Annotated in this window: 17 protein-coding genes and 1 tRNA gene; 14 read left to right on the top strand and 4 right to left on the bottom strand. The window is 69.2% G+C overall.

The features are described from left to right. The first annotated feature begins 121 nt into the window (after window positions 1-121). From NJQ99_RS12350 to ptsN, 7 genes are all read left to right on the top strand, one after another. Entirely contained in the window at window positions 122-1,141 is a 1,020-nt protein-coding gene (locus NJQ99_RS12350) for a KpsF/GutQ family sugar-phosphate isomerase (protein ID WP_269333130.1), read from the top strand. A gap of 1 nt (window position 1,142) precedes the next feature. Beyond that, entirely contained in the window at window positions 1,143-1,844 is a 702-nt protein-coding gene (gene lptC / locus NJQ99_RS12355; protein WP_269333131.1) for an LPS export ABC transporter periplasmic protein LptC, read from the top strand. Continuing rightward, window positions 1,841-2,383, top strand: coding sequence for a lipopolysaccharide transport periplasmic protein LptA (lptA, locus tag NJQ99_RS12360; protein ID WP_269333132.1), 543 nt, complete (start codon window positions 1,841-1,843; stop codon window positions 2,381-2,383). The genes lptC and lptA overlap by 4 nt, the downstream gene beginning before the upstream one ends. A gap of 63 nt (window positions 2,384-2,446) precedes the next feature. Then, window positions 2,447-3,262, top strand: coding sequence for an LPS export ABC transporter ATP-binding protein (gene lptB / locus NJQ99_RS12365; RefSeq protein WP_269333133.1), 816 nt, complete (start codon window positions 2,447-2,449; stop codon window positions 3,260-3,262). Window positions 3,263-3,285: 23 nt separating this feature from the next. After that, a complete protein-coding gene (gene rpoN, locus NJQ99_RS12370; RefSeq protein ID WP_269333134.1) occupies window positions 3,286-4,815 on the top strand; it encodes an RNA polymerase factor sigma-54 in 1,530 nt (509 codons plus the stop codon). 131 nt (window positions 4,816-4,946) lie between these two features. Further along, a complete protein-coding gene (hpf, locus tag NJQ99_RS12375) occupies window positions 4,947-5,543 on the top strand; it encodes a ribosome hibernation-promoting factor, HPF/YfiA family (RefSeq protein ID WP_269333135.1) in 597 nt (198 codons plus the stop codon). Between the two features lie 45 nt (window positions 5,544-5,588). Further along, window positions 5,589-6,056 carry a PTS IIA-like nitrogen regulatory protein PtsN gene (gene ptsN, locus NJQ99_RS12380; RefSeq protein WP_269333136.1) on the top strand — a complete coding sequence of 156 codons (468 nt, stop codon included), beginning with the start codon at window positions 5,589-5,591 and terminating at the stop codon, window positions 6,054-6,056. Between the two features lie 102 nt (window positions 6,057-6,158). Here the strand turns inward: ptsN and NJQ99_RS12385 are convergent, their stop codons facing one another. The 4 genes from NJQ99_RS12385 to NJQ99_RS12400 form a co-directional block, all read right to left on the bottom strand. Next, window positions 6,159-6,422, bottom strand: coding sequence for a DUF1150 family protein (locus NJQ99_RS12385; protein WP_269333137.1), 264 nt, complete (start codon window positions 6,420-6,422; stop codon window positions 6,159-6,161). A 49-nt stretch (window positions 6,423-6,471) separates the two neighbouring features. Continuing rightward, a complete protein-coding gene (locus NJQ99_RS12390; protein ID WP_269333138.1) occupies window positions 6,472-6,879 on the bottom strand; it encodes an Hsp20 family protein in 408 nt (135 codons plus the stop codon). A 184-nt stretch (window positions 6,880-7,063) separates the two neighbouring features. Beyond that, window positions 7,064-7,139: transfer RNA gene (locus NJQ99_RS12395), tRNA-Ala, on the bottom strand. A 108-nt stretch (window positions 7,140-7,247) separates the two neighbouring features. After that, window positions 7,248-7,739, bottom strand: coding sequence for a TIGR02300 family protein (locus NJQ99_RS12400; protein WP_269333139.1), 492 nt, complete (start codon window positions 7,737-7,739; stop codon window positions 7,248-7,250). Window positions 7,740-7,997: 258 nt separating this feature from the next. Between NJQ99_RS12400 and aroA the strand changes: the two genes are divergently transcribed. The 7 genes from aroA to NJQ99_RS12435 all read left to right on the top strand — a co-directional run bounded on the left by aroA (window position 7,998) and on the right by NJQ99_RS12435 (window position 14,726). Next, window positions 7,998-9,353 carry a 3-phosphoshikimate 1-carboxyvinyltransferase gene (aroA, locus tag NJQ99_RS12405; protein WP_269333140.1) on the top strand — a complete coding sequence of 452 codons (1,356 nt, stop codon included), beginning with the start codon at window positions 7,998-8,000 and terminating at the stop codon, window positions 9,351-9,353. After that, window positions 9,350-10,009: a (d)CMP kinase gene (locus tag NJQ99_RS12410; RefSeq protein ID WP_269333141.1), complete on the top strand. Its 660-nt coding sequence runs from the start codon at window positions 9,350-9,352 to the stop codon at window positions 10,007-10,009. Before aroA ends, NJQ99_RS12410 begins: the two co-directional genes overlap by 4 nt. Window positions 10,010-10,156: 147 nt before the next feature. After that, entirely contained in the window at window positions 10,157-11,884 is a 1,728-nt protein-coding gene (gene rpsA, locus NJQ99_RS12415; RefSeq protein WP_269333142.1) for a 30S ribosomal protein S1, read from the top strand. A gap of 35 nt (window positions 11,885-11,919) precedes the next feature. Continuing rightward, complete coding sequence (sppA, locus tag NJQ99_RS12420) at window positions 11,920-12,846, top strand: signal peptide peptidase SppA (RefSeq protein ID WP_269333143.1); 927 nt, start codon at window positions 11,920-11,922, stop codon at window positions 12,844-12,846. 101 nt (window positions 12,847-12,947) lie between these two features. After that, window positions 12,948-13,241: an integration host factor subunit beta gene (locus NJQ99_RS12425; RefSeq protein ID WP_269333144.1), complete on the top strand. Its 294-nt coding sequence runs from the start codon at window positions 12,948-12,950 to the stop codon at window positions 13,239-13,241. Between the two features lie 22 nt (window positions 13,242-13,263). After that, window positions 13,264-13,602, top strand: coding sequence for a LapA family protein (locus NJQ99_RS12430; RefSeq protein WP_269333145.1), 339 nt, complete (start codon window positions 13,264-13,266; stop codon window positions 13,600-13,602). Between the two features lie 23 nt (window positions 13,603-13,625). Continuing rightward, on the top strand, window positions 13,626-14,726 hold the full coding sequence (locus tag NJQ99_RS12435) for an NAD(P)/FAD-dependent oxidoreductase (RefSeq protein WP_269333146.1): 1,101 nt from the start codon (window positions 13,626-13,628) through the stop codon (window positions 14,724-14,726). Window positions 14,727-14,760: the final 34 nt, after the last annotated feature.

Raw genomic sequence — 14,760 nt, forward strand, 5'->3', positions numbered from 1 at the left:
TTCATGCCACACGCATTGACCGGCGCGCACCCAGCCCCCATTATCGCGGGCGGGCTGGCATGGATTTCGCATAACGGCCGTTAACCATAAGAATGTTGCGGGCGCGGAGAAGGGGTTTCGGGTGACGACAGCCAATGCACAGGCGGCGGCGCGCGCCGACGGTCAGACCGGCCGGGACGTGGCAGCCGGCCGGCGGGCGCTTTCGGTCGAGATCGCGGGCCTGACCGCGATGAGCGCGGCGCTGGACGGCAGTTTTTCCGCCGCCGTGGACCTGGTCGCGCGCACCACGGGCCGCACCATCCTGTCCGGCATGGGCAAGAGCGGGCACATCTGCGCCAAGATCGCGGCGACCTTCGCCTCGACGGGGACGCCGGCTCAATTCGTCCATCCGGGCGAGGCGAGCCACGGCGACCTCGGCATGATTCGCCAGGGCGACAGCGTGATCTGCCTGTCGAACTCCGGCGAGACCTCGGAGCTTGCCGACCTCATCGCGCACACCCGCCGCTTTTCGATCCCGCTGATCGGCATGGTGGGGCGCGCCGAAAGCACGCTGGCGCGGTCCGCCGACGTGGCGCTGGTCCTGCCGAAGGCGGAGGAGGCGTGCCCCAACGGCCTCGCGCCGACCACGTCGACCACCATGATGCTGGCGCTCGGCGACGCGCTGGCCGTCGCGCTGATGGAGCGGCGGGGCTTCTCGGCGGAGGATTTCCGCACCTTCCACCCGGGCGGGCGCCTCGGCGCGCGGCTGGTGCGCGTGCGCGACATCATGCATACGGGCACCGCACTCCCGCTCGTGACGCCCGAGACCGCGCTCGGCGACGCGCTGATCGAGATGACGTCGAAATCGTTCGGCTGCGTCGGGATCGAGGATGGTGCGGGCCGCCTCGTGGGCATCGTGACGGACGGCGACCTGCGCCGGCACATGCAGCCCGATCTGCTGACCCGCAAGGTCGCCGACGTGATGACCGCGCGGCCCAAGACGATCCGCGCCGACGCGCTGGCGGTGGAGGCGGTCTCGATGATGCAGGCGGCTGCGATCACCTCGGTATTCGTCGTCGAGGGGGAGCCGGGCGAGGGGGTGGCCCCGCGCATTGCCGGCTTCGTGAACATCCATGACTGCCTCCGCGCCGGAGTGGTCTGAGATGGCGTCTGCGCCCGCGCGGCGGCCGCGGCTGGACGGCCTGGCCGGAGCCGGGGGGTCGGCGCGGGATGCGCGCCGCTACTCCCGCTTCGTCGGCGTCATGCGGGTGGCGCTGCCGCTCGTGGCACTGCTGCTGCTCGCGGCGCTCACGCTCTGGCCCGTGATCGGGGAGCGGATCCGCGCGCTCGAATCGGCCCGCGTGATGGGTGAGATGAACGTTCCCGGCGACCTGATGAAGATGACGCGGCCCAGCTATTCGGGCGCGGATGCGTCCGGGCGCCGCTACGCGCTGGTGGCCGATGCCGCCTATCCGAACGGTCTCGACCCGACCGAGGTGCGGCTGGAACGGCTCACCGCGACCGTCACCGATCCCTCCGGCCGTACCGTGACCGTCGATGCCGTGCGCGGGCTCTATTATCCGAAGCTCGAGACGCTCGATCTCGACGGCGGCGTGGTCGTGACCTCGAACGACGGCACGCGCGTGGAGACAGGGGCCGCCACCCTGGATCTTGCCCAGGGCACGATCGTCGCGCCCGGCGCACTCGCAGCGGAGGGGCCCTACGGCACGCTCGACGCCGCCCGCGCCCGCGTCAGCGACGAGGGCCGGCGCCTGAAATTCGACGGCGGTGTCCGTCTCGTGATCAATCCCGTGCGCGGGGCCGACGCACCGACCCCCGCCTCCGGACCGGAGAGCCGCCCATGATGTCCCCTGCCTTTCTCCGCGCGGCGCTCGCCCGCTTCGGTCTTGCCGCGGCGCTCATGGCCGCTGTGCCTGCCTTCGCCCAGTCGCCGGCGCCGGGATTTGCGCTGGACGCATCGAAACCGATCGAGATCACGGCCGACAGCCTCGAGGTCCTGCAGCAGGAAAGCCGCGCGATCTTCTCCGGCAAGGTGGACGTGGTGCAGGGCGACATCCGCCTGCGGACCGAGCGGCTGCGCGTCGCCTATTCCGGCGACCCGCAATCGGGCGGCGGCCAGATAACCGAACTTCGCGCCGAGGGCGGCGTCGTCGTGACGTCGGGCCGCGAGAAGGCGACCGGCGCCACCGCGCACTACGACGTCGCAGCGCGCACCATCCGCATGACCGGCGACGTGGTGCTGAGCCAGGACGACACGGTGATCCGCGGGCAGGAGCTGGTGATCGACCTTGCCACGGGGCGCTCGAAGCTGACCGGCGGGTCCGGCGGCGGGCGCGTGCGCAGCGTCTTCACCGTGCCCGAACGCGGGGCGAAGGAGCAGTGACATGAGGGTGGGCGTGCGTTCCGTGCAGACGGCTTCAGAGAAATTTAAGCGGGGCGGGGTCCAATGACATCCTGGCTAAGGGGGGTTCTGAAGGGCGGCCCGTCCGCACCCGAGAAACCGGCCGGTTCGCGTCCGCGCCCGCGCGTGGTGGCAGACCGGGCGGGGCTGGAGGCCCACGAGATCGGCAAGAGCTTCAAGAAGCGGCCGGTCGTCCGGGGTGTCAGCCTGAAGGTGCGCCGCGGCGAGATCGTCGGCCTTCTGGGACCCAACGGAGCCGGGAAGACGACCTGTTTCTACATGATCACCGGATTGGTGGCCGCGGACTATGGACGCATATCGCTCGACGGGCACGACATCACCGACCTGCCGATGTACCGGCGGGCCCGTCTCGGCGTCGGCTATCTTCCGCAGGAGGCCTCGATCTTCCGCGGCCTCACGGTCGAGGACAACATCCGCGCCGTGCTCGAACTCAACGTCGGCGACCGCGACAAGCGCGAGGCGCTGCTCGACGACTTGCTGGCTGAGTTTTCCATCACCCATCTCCGGCGCACCCCGTCCATCGCGCTTTCGGGCGGCGAGCGGCGCCGGCTGGAGATCGCCCGCGCGCTCGCGTCCGCGCCCTCTTTCATGCTGCTGGACGAGCCCTTCGCGGGCGTCGACCCGATCGCGGTCGGCGACATCCGCGCGCTCGTGCAGCACCTCAAGGAGCGGGGCATCGGCGTGCTGATCACCGACCATAATGTGCGCGAGACGCTCGACCTGATCGACCGGGCCTACATCATCCATTCCGGGCAGGTCCTCATGGAGGGCACGCCGTCCGAGATCGTGCGCGACGCCGACGTGCGCCGCGTCTATCTCGGGGAAAGGTTCTCGCTCTGATGTCCGCCGCCGGACCCTCGCGCATGTCCCTTGCGCCCAGGCTGGAGGTCCGGCAGAGCCAGCAGCTCGTCATGACGCCGCAGCTGCAGCAGGCGATCAAGCTGCTGCAGCTTTCCAACATAGAGCTCGCCTCCTTCGTGGAGGAGGAGCTGGAGCGCAATCCGCTGCTCGAACGCGACGAGCGGGGAGACCGCGGCGATGGCGATTCGGACGGGTCGGACCGGGCCGACGCGCAGACCCGGACCGAACGAGCGGACGAGGCGCTGGGCGACGACAGCCGCGGCTACGAGCGGTCCGAGGCGCTCGACGGCGGGCAGGAGAACCTCTACGGCGACGACACCGGCTCCGACGCGGTGCCGGCCCGGGTGGGCGAAGGCGACGCATTCGCGGTCAATTCCTGGTCGGGCGTCGGCGGCGGCCGCGGCTTCGACGGCGAGGATGGCGGCTTCGAGGAAATGCTGTCCGCCGAGGACACGCTGCATGATCATTTGCGCAAGCAATTGCACCTTGCGACGCGCGACCGGCAGATGCTGCTGATCGGGGAGCTTCTGATCGACCAGGTGGACGACGCCGGCTACATCCGCGAGCCGATGGCGGAGTTTGCGCTGCGCCTCGGCATCCCGCCCGCGCGGGCGGAAGCCGCGCTGGCGCTCGTGCAGTCGCTCGAGCCGACCGGCGTCGGCGCGCGCGACCTGAAGGAGTGTCTCGTCCTGCAATTGAAGGAGCGGGACCGCTACGACCCGTGCATGGCCGCGCTGCTCGACAATCTCCACCTGCTTGCCCGGCGCGACCTGACCCAGCTTCTGCGCGTCTGCGGCGTCGACATGGACGACCTGCAGGAGATGATCGCGGAGGTGCGCGCGCTCGAGCCCAAGCCCGGCCGCGCATTCGGCGGCGCCCCCGTCCAGCCGGTCGTGCCCGACGTCTTCGTGCGCGAGAGCCAGAGCGGCGGCTGGCTCGTCGAACTGAACAGCGAGACCCTGCCGCGCGTCCTCGTGAATAGCCGCTATTACACGCAGATCAGCGGCTCGGGGCTCAGCAAGGAAGACAAGACCTATCTCTCCGACTGCTACCAGACCGGCAACTGGCTGGTGAAGAGCCTCGATCAGCGCGCGCGCACCATCCTGAAGGTCGCGACCGAGATCGTGCGCCAGCAGGACGGGTTCTTCGCCTATGGCATCACAGAACTGCGGCCCCTGAACCTCAAGACGGTGGCCGAGGCGGTCAGCCTGCACGAATCGACCGTCAGCCGCGTGACGGCGAACAAGTACATCGGCACCGCCCGCGGCATCCTCGAGATGAAGTACTTCTTCACGACCGCCATCGCCTCGGCGGACGGCGGCGAGGCGCTGTCGGCAGAATCGGTTCGTCACCGCATCCGCGGGCTGATCGACGCGGAGCCGCCCGACGCCATCCTGTCCGACGACCGGATCGTGGAAATCCTCAAATCCGAGGGCGTGGACATTGCCCGCAGGACCGTGGCGAAGTATCGTGAGGCCATGCGGATTCCGTCCTCGGTGCAACGCCGCCGCATGAAGGCGGCTCTTGTCTAATATATTGACTTAAAACGGAATTCCGCTCAGAGTTGACTTGTGGAAGCGGGGCAAACTACTGTCCCGTCCGCTTTCGGGGGGCCTTGCGAAACGGCCCCGATGGCACAGTCACACATGAGGCAGGAACGCCCATGCATCTTCAGATTACCGGTAAGCAGATCGACATCGGCGACGCTCTCAAGGTTCATGTCGAGGACCGCCTCGACGAGGCCGTGGGCAAGTACTTCAGCCGTCCGACCGAGACGGCGGTGACCTTCAACCGGGAGGGGCCCGGCTTCCGCTGCGACCTCCAGATCCATCTGCCGTCCGGCATGACCGGCCATGCGCACGCCAATGCGCAGGACATCTACCTGAGCTTCGACGACGCGCTGACGCGGCTGGAGAAGCAGTTGCGGCGCTACAAGCGGCGGCTGAAGGACCATCACAAGGCCCGCGAGGGAAGTATCCCTTCCATTTCTGCCGCATCCTATGTCATAAGCGCGCCGTCGGAGGACGAGGAGGCAAGCGAGAGCGAGCCGGAGACGCTTGATCCCGTAATCGTGGCGGAGACCACGACGGATATACGCGAGTTCACGGTCGGGGAAGCCGTCATGCAGCTGGAGCTTTCGTCGTCCGCGGCGATGATGTTCCGCAACAGCGCGCATGGCGGTCTGAACATGGTCTACCGCAGGTCCGATGGGAACATCGGCTGGGTGGATCCTGACGGGCGGACCAAGCGCGGGGCGTGACGGCAGGCACGCCCGAGCCCCGCAGCGAACCTGTATCGAGGCGATATGGAACTGCATGAACTGGTGCTTCCGGAGGCAGTGCTTCCGGCGCTCAAGGTGTCAAGCAAGAAGCAGGCGCTCGAGGCGCTCGCTGCCAAGGCTGCCGAGCTGACGGGCCTTGGGGAGCGTGACATCTTCGAGACCCTGCTCGGCCGGGAGCGGCTCGGAACCACGGGTGTCGGGCAGGGCGTTGCGATCCCGCATGGCAAGCTCGACGGGCTTGACCGCGTGTGGGGCGTGTTCGCGCGCCTCGACCAGCCGATCGATTTCGATTCCATCGACGAGCAACCGGTCGACCTGGTCTTCCTGCTGCTCGCCCCGACGGGGGCGGGGGCCGATCACCTGAAGGCGCTGGCCCGCGTGTCGCGCCTCCTGCGCAACAAGGTGGTCTGCGCCAAGATCCGCGGCAGCCGGGATGCCGACGCGATCCACGCGCTGCTCACCGAATCTTCGGCCGCGTCGAACGCCGCCTGACGGCGGACGCGGCGGTGCCGGAAACGCACCGGGCCGGATCCTGCGGGGATCCGGCCCGGTTCTGCGTTCAAGGGGGGCGGTTCCGTCCGCGCCGGCGGCGGCTCAGTGGACGCTCACCGGCTCCATGTCGTTCTGACGTGCGGTCACGAAGGCGGCTGTCCGGCCATTGACGATGGCAAGCCTCGTGCCGTCCGCCTGGTGGATCGCGTAGAGCTGGCCGGTCCGGGCCAGCGACTGGGCTTCGGGAATTCCCTCCGCCTCGTCGGCTGCCAGCGGCCGGACGTAAACCGTGTCCGGCGTGCCGAGCGCCAGCAGCGCCTCGGCGGTGATGGCGCCCGCGGCGCCGGGGGTGTGCTTTGCAATCATGTGCGTCCGTGTGCTCCGAATGATGGGTCGCAAGGGGCCAGACGGCCCGTCAGCTTCCGGCAGGAGTGATCTTGATCTCGCGCACCACTTCCTGCGTTTGCGGACGCCGCAGCTCGATGTGGAGCAGGCCGTCCGCCATGCGCGCGCCTTCCACCTCGATGCCGTCCGCGAGCAGGAAGCTCCGCTGGAACTGACGCGCGGCAATGCCACGGTGGAGATAGACGCGATCGACGTCCTCGGTCTGCTTGCCCGCGATCACGAGGTGCTTGTCCTTGAGCGTGATCGACAATTCTTCGAGGCGGAAACCGGCCACGGCGAGCGTGATGCGCAGGCGATCCTCGCCCAACTGCTCGATGTTGTAGGGCGGATAGCTCTCGCCGCCCGATTTCGACAGCTGCTCCAGCATCCGCTCGACATGGTCGAAGCCCAGAAGCTGGGGGCTGCTAAACAGCGACATGCGACTCATCTGCTGTCCTCCTGAAGAAGCGACAGGGAACGGCCCGCCCGGAAATCGGCACGCAGCGCGTCCTTGGGTACAGTGCAAGACATGGGGGTGTCGGGGGGGCGGTTCAAGCGGCGCCGGATAGCCGCTGCCGCGGATGCGAAAAGGCCCGGTGCGCGGTGCACCGGGCCTCTCGATCTGGTGGAGCCAGGCGGAGTCGAACCGCCGACCTCTTGAATGCCATTCAAGCGCTCTCCCAACTGAGCTATGGCCCCGAAAACCCTGTCGCCGCGCGTTGGGACATCGCGGCCGCGGCGGGGATATACGCTGTTCCGGGCGGGGGTTCAACCCGAAAATCAGCGCCTTTTCAAACCTGCGCAGGATCAGCGCTTGGGCAGGTCCTCGTCGCCGTCCTCGTCCTCATCTTCGAGCGGGAGGTCGTCTTCCTCGTCGTCGAGAGGCAGATCCTCGTCCTCGTCCAGGTCGTCGAGATCGTCGATGTCCTCGTCTTCCTCGACAGGCAGGTCCTCGTCGAGATCTTCCTCCTCGTCCTCGTCGATTTCGGCCAGGTCGTCGCCGTCTTCCTCGTCATCGTCGTCGTCCGAGGTGTCGGCGTCGTCCTCGTCCTCGTCCTCGTCCGCCTCTTCCTCCTCGTCCTCGAGGTCCTCGTCTTCCAGATCCTCGTCCTCGGTCACCGGCGCGCGCTTTGCCGGCACCTTGTCGGCCGGGCGCGTCTTGCGCGACTTCAGCACCACCTCCGGCTCGAACACCTCGCCGCACTTCGGGCAGGTGAGGGGCGGGGTCTTGCCCAGGTCGTAGAATTTCGTGTCGCAGGCAGGGCAGATGCGCTTCGTGCCCCATTCCGGTTTCGCCATGGCGTCCATCCCCCTTGGCTGCTGGAGCCCGGCCACCCCCGCGCAAGCGGCAGGCACCCCGGGTGCGCGCCCGCGCGATCCTCCGCGGGCGCCGGGGTGTTTGCCACGCTGCCGGGCCTCTGTCAAAAGTCAAAATCGCATCGCGGCGGCGGGGCTTTCGCTTTTTCTGCGCGCCCGGCTTGCGGGAGCGCGCGGGATCGGTCAGTTTGCGCCCGCATCGGCGGCCCAACGCGGCCGTTCCAGCGACCGGAGACGTCCATGTCCGCAGACCCCGAGAGCGCGCCGCGGCCGCTCGTTTCGGCGGCGTCCGGCCCCTTGTCGGGCACGGGCCGCGCCCCCGGCGACAAGTCGGTCTCGCACCGCGCACTGATCTTCGGCGCGCTGGCGGTGGGGGAGACGTCGATCACCGGCCTGCTGGAGGGCGAGGACGTGCTGCGCACTGCCGCCGCCATGGGTGCGCTGGGCGCCGAGGTCGCGCGCGAGGGCACTGGCGCATGGCGCGTGCGCGGCGTGGGCGTCGGCGGGCTCGCCGAGCCTGCGGGAGTGCTCGACCTTGGCAATTCGGGCACGGGCGCGCGGCTCATCATGGGTCTCGTCGCGGGGCACCCGATCACGGCGACATTCACGGGCGACGCCTCGCTGTCGCGCCGGCCGATGGGCCGCGTGCTGACGCCGCTCGGGCAGATGGGCGCAACGTGGCTTTCGCGCGAGGGCGGGCGGCTGCCGCTGACGCTGCATGGGGCCGCGCGGGCGCGCGCCATCCGCTATGTCCTTCCGGTCGCCTCCGCGCAGGTAAAGTCGGCGGTGCTGCTCGCGGGCCTCAACGCGCCGGGCCGCACGATCGTCGTCGAGCCGGAAGCCACACGCGACCACACCGAGCGGATGTTGCGTCACTTCGGCGCCACGGTGACGGTGACCGAGGGGCCGGAGGGGCGCGAGATCGCCCTCGACGGGGAGCCGGACCTGACCGCCGCCCCGGTGGCCGTGCCGGGAGATCCGTCGTCGGCAGCCTTCCCGCTGGTCGCGGCACTGACCGTGCCGGGCTCGCAGGTGCGGATGGAAGGCGTCGGCCTCAACCCCGGACGCACGGGCCTCTTCGACACGCTTCGGGAGATGGGCGCGGACCTCGTCATCGAGAATGCGCGCACGGAAGCGGGCGAGCCCGTCGGCGATCTCGTGGCGCGCCATTCCGCGCTGAAGGGCGTGACCGTGCCGCCGGAGCGCGCGCCCTCCATGATCGACGAATACCCGATCCTCTGCGTCGCCGCCGCCCATGCCGAGGGGGAGACGGTGATGCAGGGCATCGGCGAGCTTCGCGTGAAGGAAAGCGACCGGATCGCTGCCATGGCGCGCGGGCTGGAGGCGTGCGGCGTCAAGGTCGCGGAGAGCCCGGACGGCATGACCGTCACCGGCGCGCCGGGCGCCGTGCCGGGTGGGGCGACGGTGGCCACACATCTCGATCACCGCATCGCCATGTCCTTCCTGGTGCTCGGTCTGTCCGCGCGGACGCCGGTCGGCGTCGACGACGCCCGCATGATCGCGACGAGCTTCCCGGAGTTCGAGGTACTGATGACCGGCTTCGGCGCGGCGTTCCGCGAGGCGCCCCCGGCATGACCGCGCGCGGTCCGGTGATCGCCATCGACGGCCCCGCCGCGTCCGGCAAGGGTACCATCGGGCGCGCGCTCGCCCGGCATTTCGGCTTCGCGCATCTCGATACGGGTGCGATCTACCGTGCCGTGGGGCACGCCGTCCGGATGGCTGGGGACGACCCCGCCGATCCGGCTGCGGCGGAGGCTGCTGCGCGCGCGCTGACACCCGGCCAGCTCGACGACCCGGCCTTGCGGGGCGAGGCGGCAGGGGCTGCGGCCTCGGTCGTCGCCGCCATTCCGGGCGTACGGGCAGCCCTTCTCGACTTCCAGCGGGACTTCGCGGCACACCCCCCGGGCGGCGCGCCGGGCGCGGTGCTCGACGGGCGCGACATCGGCACGGTCGTGTGCCCGGACGCCGACCTGAAGCTGTTCGTCACGGCCGCCGCGGAGACGCGCGCCCGCCGCCGCCATCTTGAACTCTCGCGCCGCGGCGATCGGGTAACGGAAGCGGACGTGCTGGCCGACATCCGCGCCCGGGACGCCCGCGATGCGGGCCGGACGGCGGCACCGATGGTCCGCGCGGGCGACGCACGCTTGCTCGACACCACCGAAATGGATATAGACAGCGCCGTCGCTGAAGCGATCCGACTGACCGAGGACGCGCTGCGGGCAAGGGGATGACCCGGCCCGGGCGCAATTGACGTTTGTCCGTGACGTGACATCAACGAGACCCCGGCACCGCCCCTCGGGGGTGGGCGCATTCGGGGAAGACCGCCGGAGCCAACCGGCTGGCCCGAAACGACAGAATGATCAGGAGAAAGACCTTACATGACGAATCAGACGCAAGGCGAGAGCTTCAACCCCACCCGTGACGACTTCGCGGCGATGCTCAACGAGAGCTTCGAGACCGAGGTTCCGGTGGAAGGCTCCGTCGTCAAGGGCACCGTGATTGCCGTCGAGAACGACTTCGCGGTGATCGACATCGGCCTCAAGACCGAGGGCCGGGTCGAACTCAAGGAATTCGGGCGTGGCGGCCAGGGCAGCCAGCCCAAGGTCGGCGACGTGGTCGAGGTCTACCTCGACCGGATCGAGAATGCGCGCGGCGAGGCCGTGCTCAGCCGTGACAAGGCGCGCCGCGAGGAAGCCTGGGACCGCCTGGAGAAGGCGGCCGAGAAGAACGACCGCGTCGAGGGCCACATCTTCGGCCGCGTCAAGGGCGGCTTCACCGTCGACCTCGGCGGCGCGGTGGCCTTCCTTCCGGGCAGCCAGGTCGACGTGCGCCCGGTGCGCGACGTGACCCCGCTGCTGAACGTGCCGCAGCCGTTCCAGATCCTGAAGATGGACCGCCGCCGCGGCAACATCGTGGTCTCGCGCCGCGCCGTGCTCGAGGAAGCGCGTGCCGAGCAGCGTCAGGAACTGGTCGAGAACCTGCGCGAGGGCGACGTGGTCGAGGGTGTGGTCAAGAACATCACCGACTACGGTGCCTTCGTCGACCTGGGCGGCGTCGATGGCCTGCTGCACGTCACCGACATGGCGTGGCGCCGGGTCAACCACCCGTCCGAGATTGTCCAGATCGGCCAGCAGCTCAAGGTGCAGATCATCAAGGTCAACCCCGAGACGCAGCGCATCTCGCTGGGCATCAAGCAGCTCCAGGCCGACCCGTGGGACGGCGTGGAAGCCAAGTACCCGGTCGGCGTGAAGTTCACCGGCCGCGTCACCAACATCACCGACTACGGCGCCTTCGTGGAGCTGGAGCCGGGGGTCGAGGGCCTGGTGCACGTCTCCGAAATGTCCTGGACGAAGAAGAACGTCCATCCGGGCAAGATCGTCTCCACCTCCCAGGAGGTCGAGGTGATGGTGCTCGAGGTCGATCCGGACAAGCGCCGCATCAGCCTCGGCCTGAAGCAGTGCATGGACAACCCCTGGTCGACGTTCTCCGAGCAGTATCCGGTCGGCACCGAGATCGAGGGCGAGGTCAAGAACATGACCGAGTTCGGCCTGTTCATCGGCCTTCCGGGCGACGTCGACGGCATGGTCCACCTGTCCGATCTGGACTGGAGCCGTCCGGGCGACGTGGTGATCAAGGAGTACAAGAAGGGCGACATCGTCAAGGCGAAGGTGCTCGACGTCGATACCGACAAGGAGCGTATTTCGCTCGGCATCAAGCAGCTCGAGGGCGATCCGTTCGAGACCGCATCGGCTGGCCTGCGCAAGGGCGACACGGTCACCTGCACCGTCAAGGCGGTTCAGGACAACGGCCTCGTCGTGGCGGTGGGTTCGGAAGGGGCGGAAGCCTTCATCCGCCGCGCCGACCTGTCGCGCGACCGTTCGGAGCAGCGTCCGGAGCGTTTCGCGGTGGGCGACAAGGTCGACGCCCGCGTGACCAACGTGGACCGCTCGGGCCGCTCGATCGGCTTGTCGATCAAGGCGCTCGAGATCGCCGAGGAGAAGGAGGCGGTGGCCCAGTACGGCTCGTCCGACTCCGGCGCCTCGCTCGGCGACATCCTCGGTGCCGCGCTGTCGAAGGCGCAGAAGGACAAGGGCGACGAGGAGTGATCTTCGCCTCCCTCTGAACGAAGGAGCAGGCCGCGATGGCGCGTGACATTGACGAGGTTCTGGAACGTCGTCGCCTCCGCCGTCGCGGCCGCTTCTGGCGGTTCGCCGCCATTCTCTTCGCGGTCGTCGCGCTCGTCGTCGCGATCGACCGCACGGGCGTCTCCCCCATCCGCGGGGAGCGCATCGCCCGCCTCACCATCGAAGGAACCATCGTCGACGATCCCGTGATGATCGAGGGGATCGGCGAACTGGCCGAGGACGTCAGCGTCGCGGCGGTGATCCTGCATGTCGACAGTCCCGGCGGCACCGTCTCGGGGGCGGAGGCGCTCTACGAAAGCCTGCGCAAGCTGGCCGAGACGAAGCCGCTCGCGGTCACCATGGGCTCGGTCGCGGCCTCGGGCGGGTACATCGCCGCCATCGCCGGCGACCATATCGTCGCACGGCGCAATTCCATCACCGGCTCCATCGGCGTGATCTTCCAGTCGCCGGATGTCTCGGGCCTGCTCGACACGCTCGGCGTGCGGGTGGACGAGATCAAGAGCGCGCCGCTGAAGGGCCAGCCGACCGGCCTCAGCCCCATGAGCGACGAGGTGCGCGAGGCCATGCGCGGCCTTCTGCAAGACAGCTTCGCCTGGTTCCGGGATCTCGTGGCGGAGCGGCGCGGCCTTGCACCGGAGATCATGGCGCAGGTGACGGACGGGCGCGTCTTCACGGGCGGGCAGGCCGTCGGCCTCGGCCTCGTGGATGCCGTCGGCGGCGAGGATGCGGCCATCGCCTGGCTCGAAGCCGAGCGCGGGGTCGCCCCTGACTTGCCCGTCGTGCCCTACGATCCGGGCTCGATCTTCGAGCAGGAGGCCGGACTGATCGGCCAGGCGCTGGCAGGCGCCGCGCGACTGCTGGGGCGCGAGGCGGGTCTCTCCGTTGACGGGCTCGTTTCTGTCTGGCAACCTACTGTACGATAAGCAATTTTTCCTCGTCCTTTTTAGATTTGGGCATTCTAAATAAAAGAAAGGGGGGCAGGGTCTCCGCGCCGCGTTACCGCCGAGAGCCGTGCTGAGGGGGGATGATCAAATCCGAACTGGTTCAAAAGCTTGCCGCCGCCAACCCGCATCTTTACCAGCGGGATGTCGAGCGGATCGTGCACACGATCTTCGATGAGATTTCCGCCGCGCTCGCCCGCGGGGACCGGGTGGAACTGCGCGGTTTCGGCGCGTTCTCGGTCAAGCACCGCCCGCCGCGCAAGGGCCGCAACCCGCGCACCGGCGACGTGGTCGAGGTGGGGGAGAAGTACGTCCCCTTCTTCAAGACCGGCAAGGAACTGCGGGAGCGTCTGAACCCCGGCAACCCCGGCGTCTGAGCGGGAGGTCGCGAACCGCGCCATGAAGCTTGTCCGTTTCGTCTGCTATCTCGTTGCCGCGCTTCTGTTCGGCGTGATCGCCTTCGCCAACCGGCAGGTCGTCACCCTGCACCTCGATCCCTTCAATCCCGAGGCGGGTTATCTGCCGAGCGTGGAGACGCGACTCGCCATCGTGATCCTCGCCACGCTGATGATCGGCTTCGTGGCGGGCGGTATCGTGATGTGGTTCGTGCAGGGCAAGCACCGCAAGGCCGCGCGCGCCGCGCGGGCGGATGCGCGCATCGCCCACCGGGAGGCGGAGGAGGCGCAGGCCAAGTTGCCGCCGCCGCGCCCGGGCGGATTGCCCGCGAAGGCTGCCTGAGGAGGGCGCGGGAGCGCACATCCATGCGCGTCATCGTCACCGGGGCCGGAATCGCAGGCCTGTCGACGGCCTGGGCGCTCGCGGGCGAGGGCCACGAGGTCGTGCTGCTTGACCAGGGGCCGATTCCCAATCCGCTCTCGGCGTCCGCCGACCAGCACCGCATCATCCGTCGCGCCTATGCCGGGCAGGACGGCTATGCCCGGGCGATTTCCGAAGCGTTTTCGGCGTGGGATGCGCTCTGGGCCGACCTCGGCGCCGCGCACTACGCCAACACGGGCGTGATCGCCGTTTCCCAGCACGCGGGCGACGAGGCCGACCGCTACCGTGCCGGGCTGGAGCGCATGGGCACGCCGTTCGTGCGCCTTGCGCCGGCCACGGCGGCCAGCGACTACCCCTTTCTCGATCCCGCGACCTTTGCCTATGCGATCCGCATGGAGGAGGGGGGGGTGCTGTTCTCCGCGCGCATCGCACACGCACTGGCGGGATGGCTCGCGGCGGCGGGCGCGGAACTCAGGCCCTACACCCGCGTGACCGGGCTCGATGCCGACGGCGCGGCGGTCGTGACGGCATCCGGCCAGCGCATCACGGGCGACGCCGTGGTGGTGACGGTGGGTGCGTGGGTCACGGACCTTCTGCCCGATCTCGCCCCGACGCTGACGCCCTGGCGTACCGCGGTCGCCTATCTGGAGCCGCCGCCGGACCTCGCCGCTGCCTGGGCGGGCGCGCCCGCCATTCTCGACGTGGGCGGCGCGGTCGACGGCTATGTTCTGCCGCCCGTCCAGGGCACGGGGCTCAAGGTCGGCGCCGGCATCCACAAGGTGAAGGCACGGGCGGATGAGCGCCGCGCGCCGGAACCGGGGGAAGGGCAGCGGCTGCGCGACTGCTTCGCGCCCCCCTTCGCGCGGATCGATGAGTACCGGGTGGCCGAAGTGGTGACCTGCGCCTACACCTTCACGCGCGACGAGCATTTCTTCGCGGCGCGCCGGGGACGGGCGTGGATCGTCTCGGCCTGTTCCGGCCACGGCTACAAGTTCGGCCCCGCGGTCGGCCGCCGCCTCGCGCGCGCGGTCGAGACGGGCGACGCGGACGGTCTCGTCCGCTGGATCGAGGCGCGGGGCGGATAGAGCCTCGCGCTCCGCATCCGGCTTTGCTAAGACG

This window comes from Futiania mangrovi, assembly GCF_024158125.1.
In the GTDB taxonomy this organism is placed as follows: domain Bacteria; phylum Pseudomonadota; class Alphaproteobacteria; order Futianiales; family Futianiaceae; genus Futiania; species Futiania mangrovi.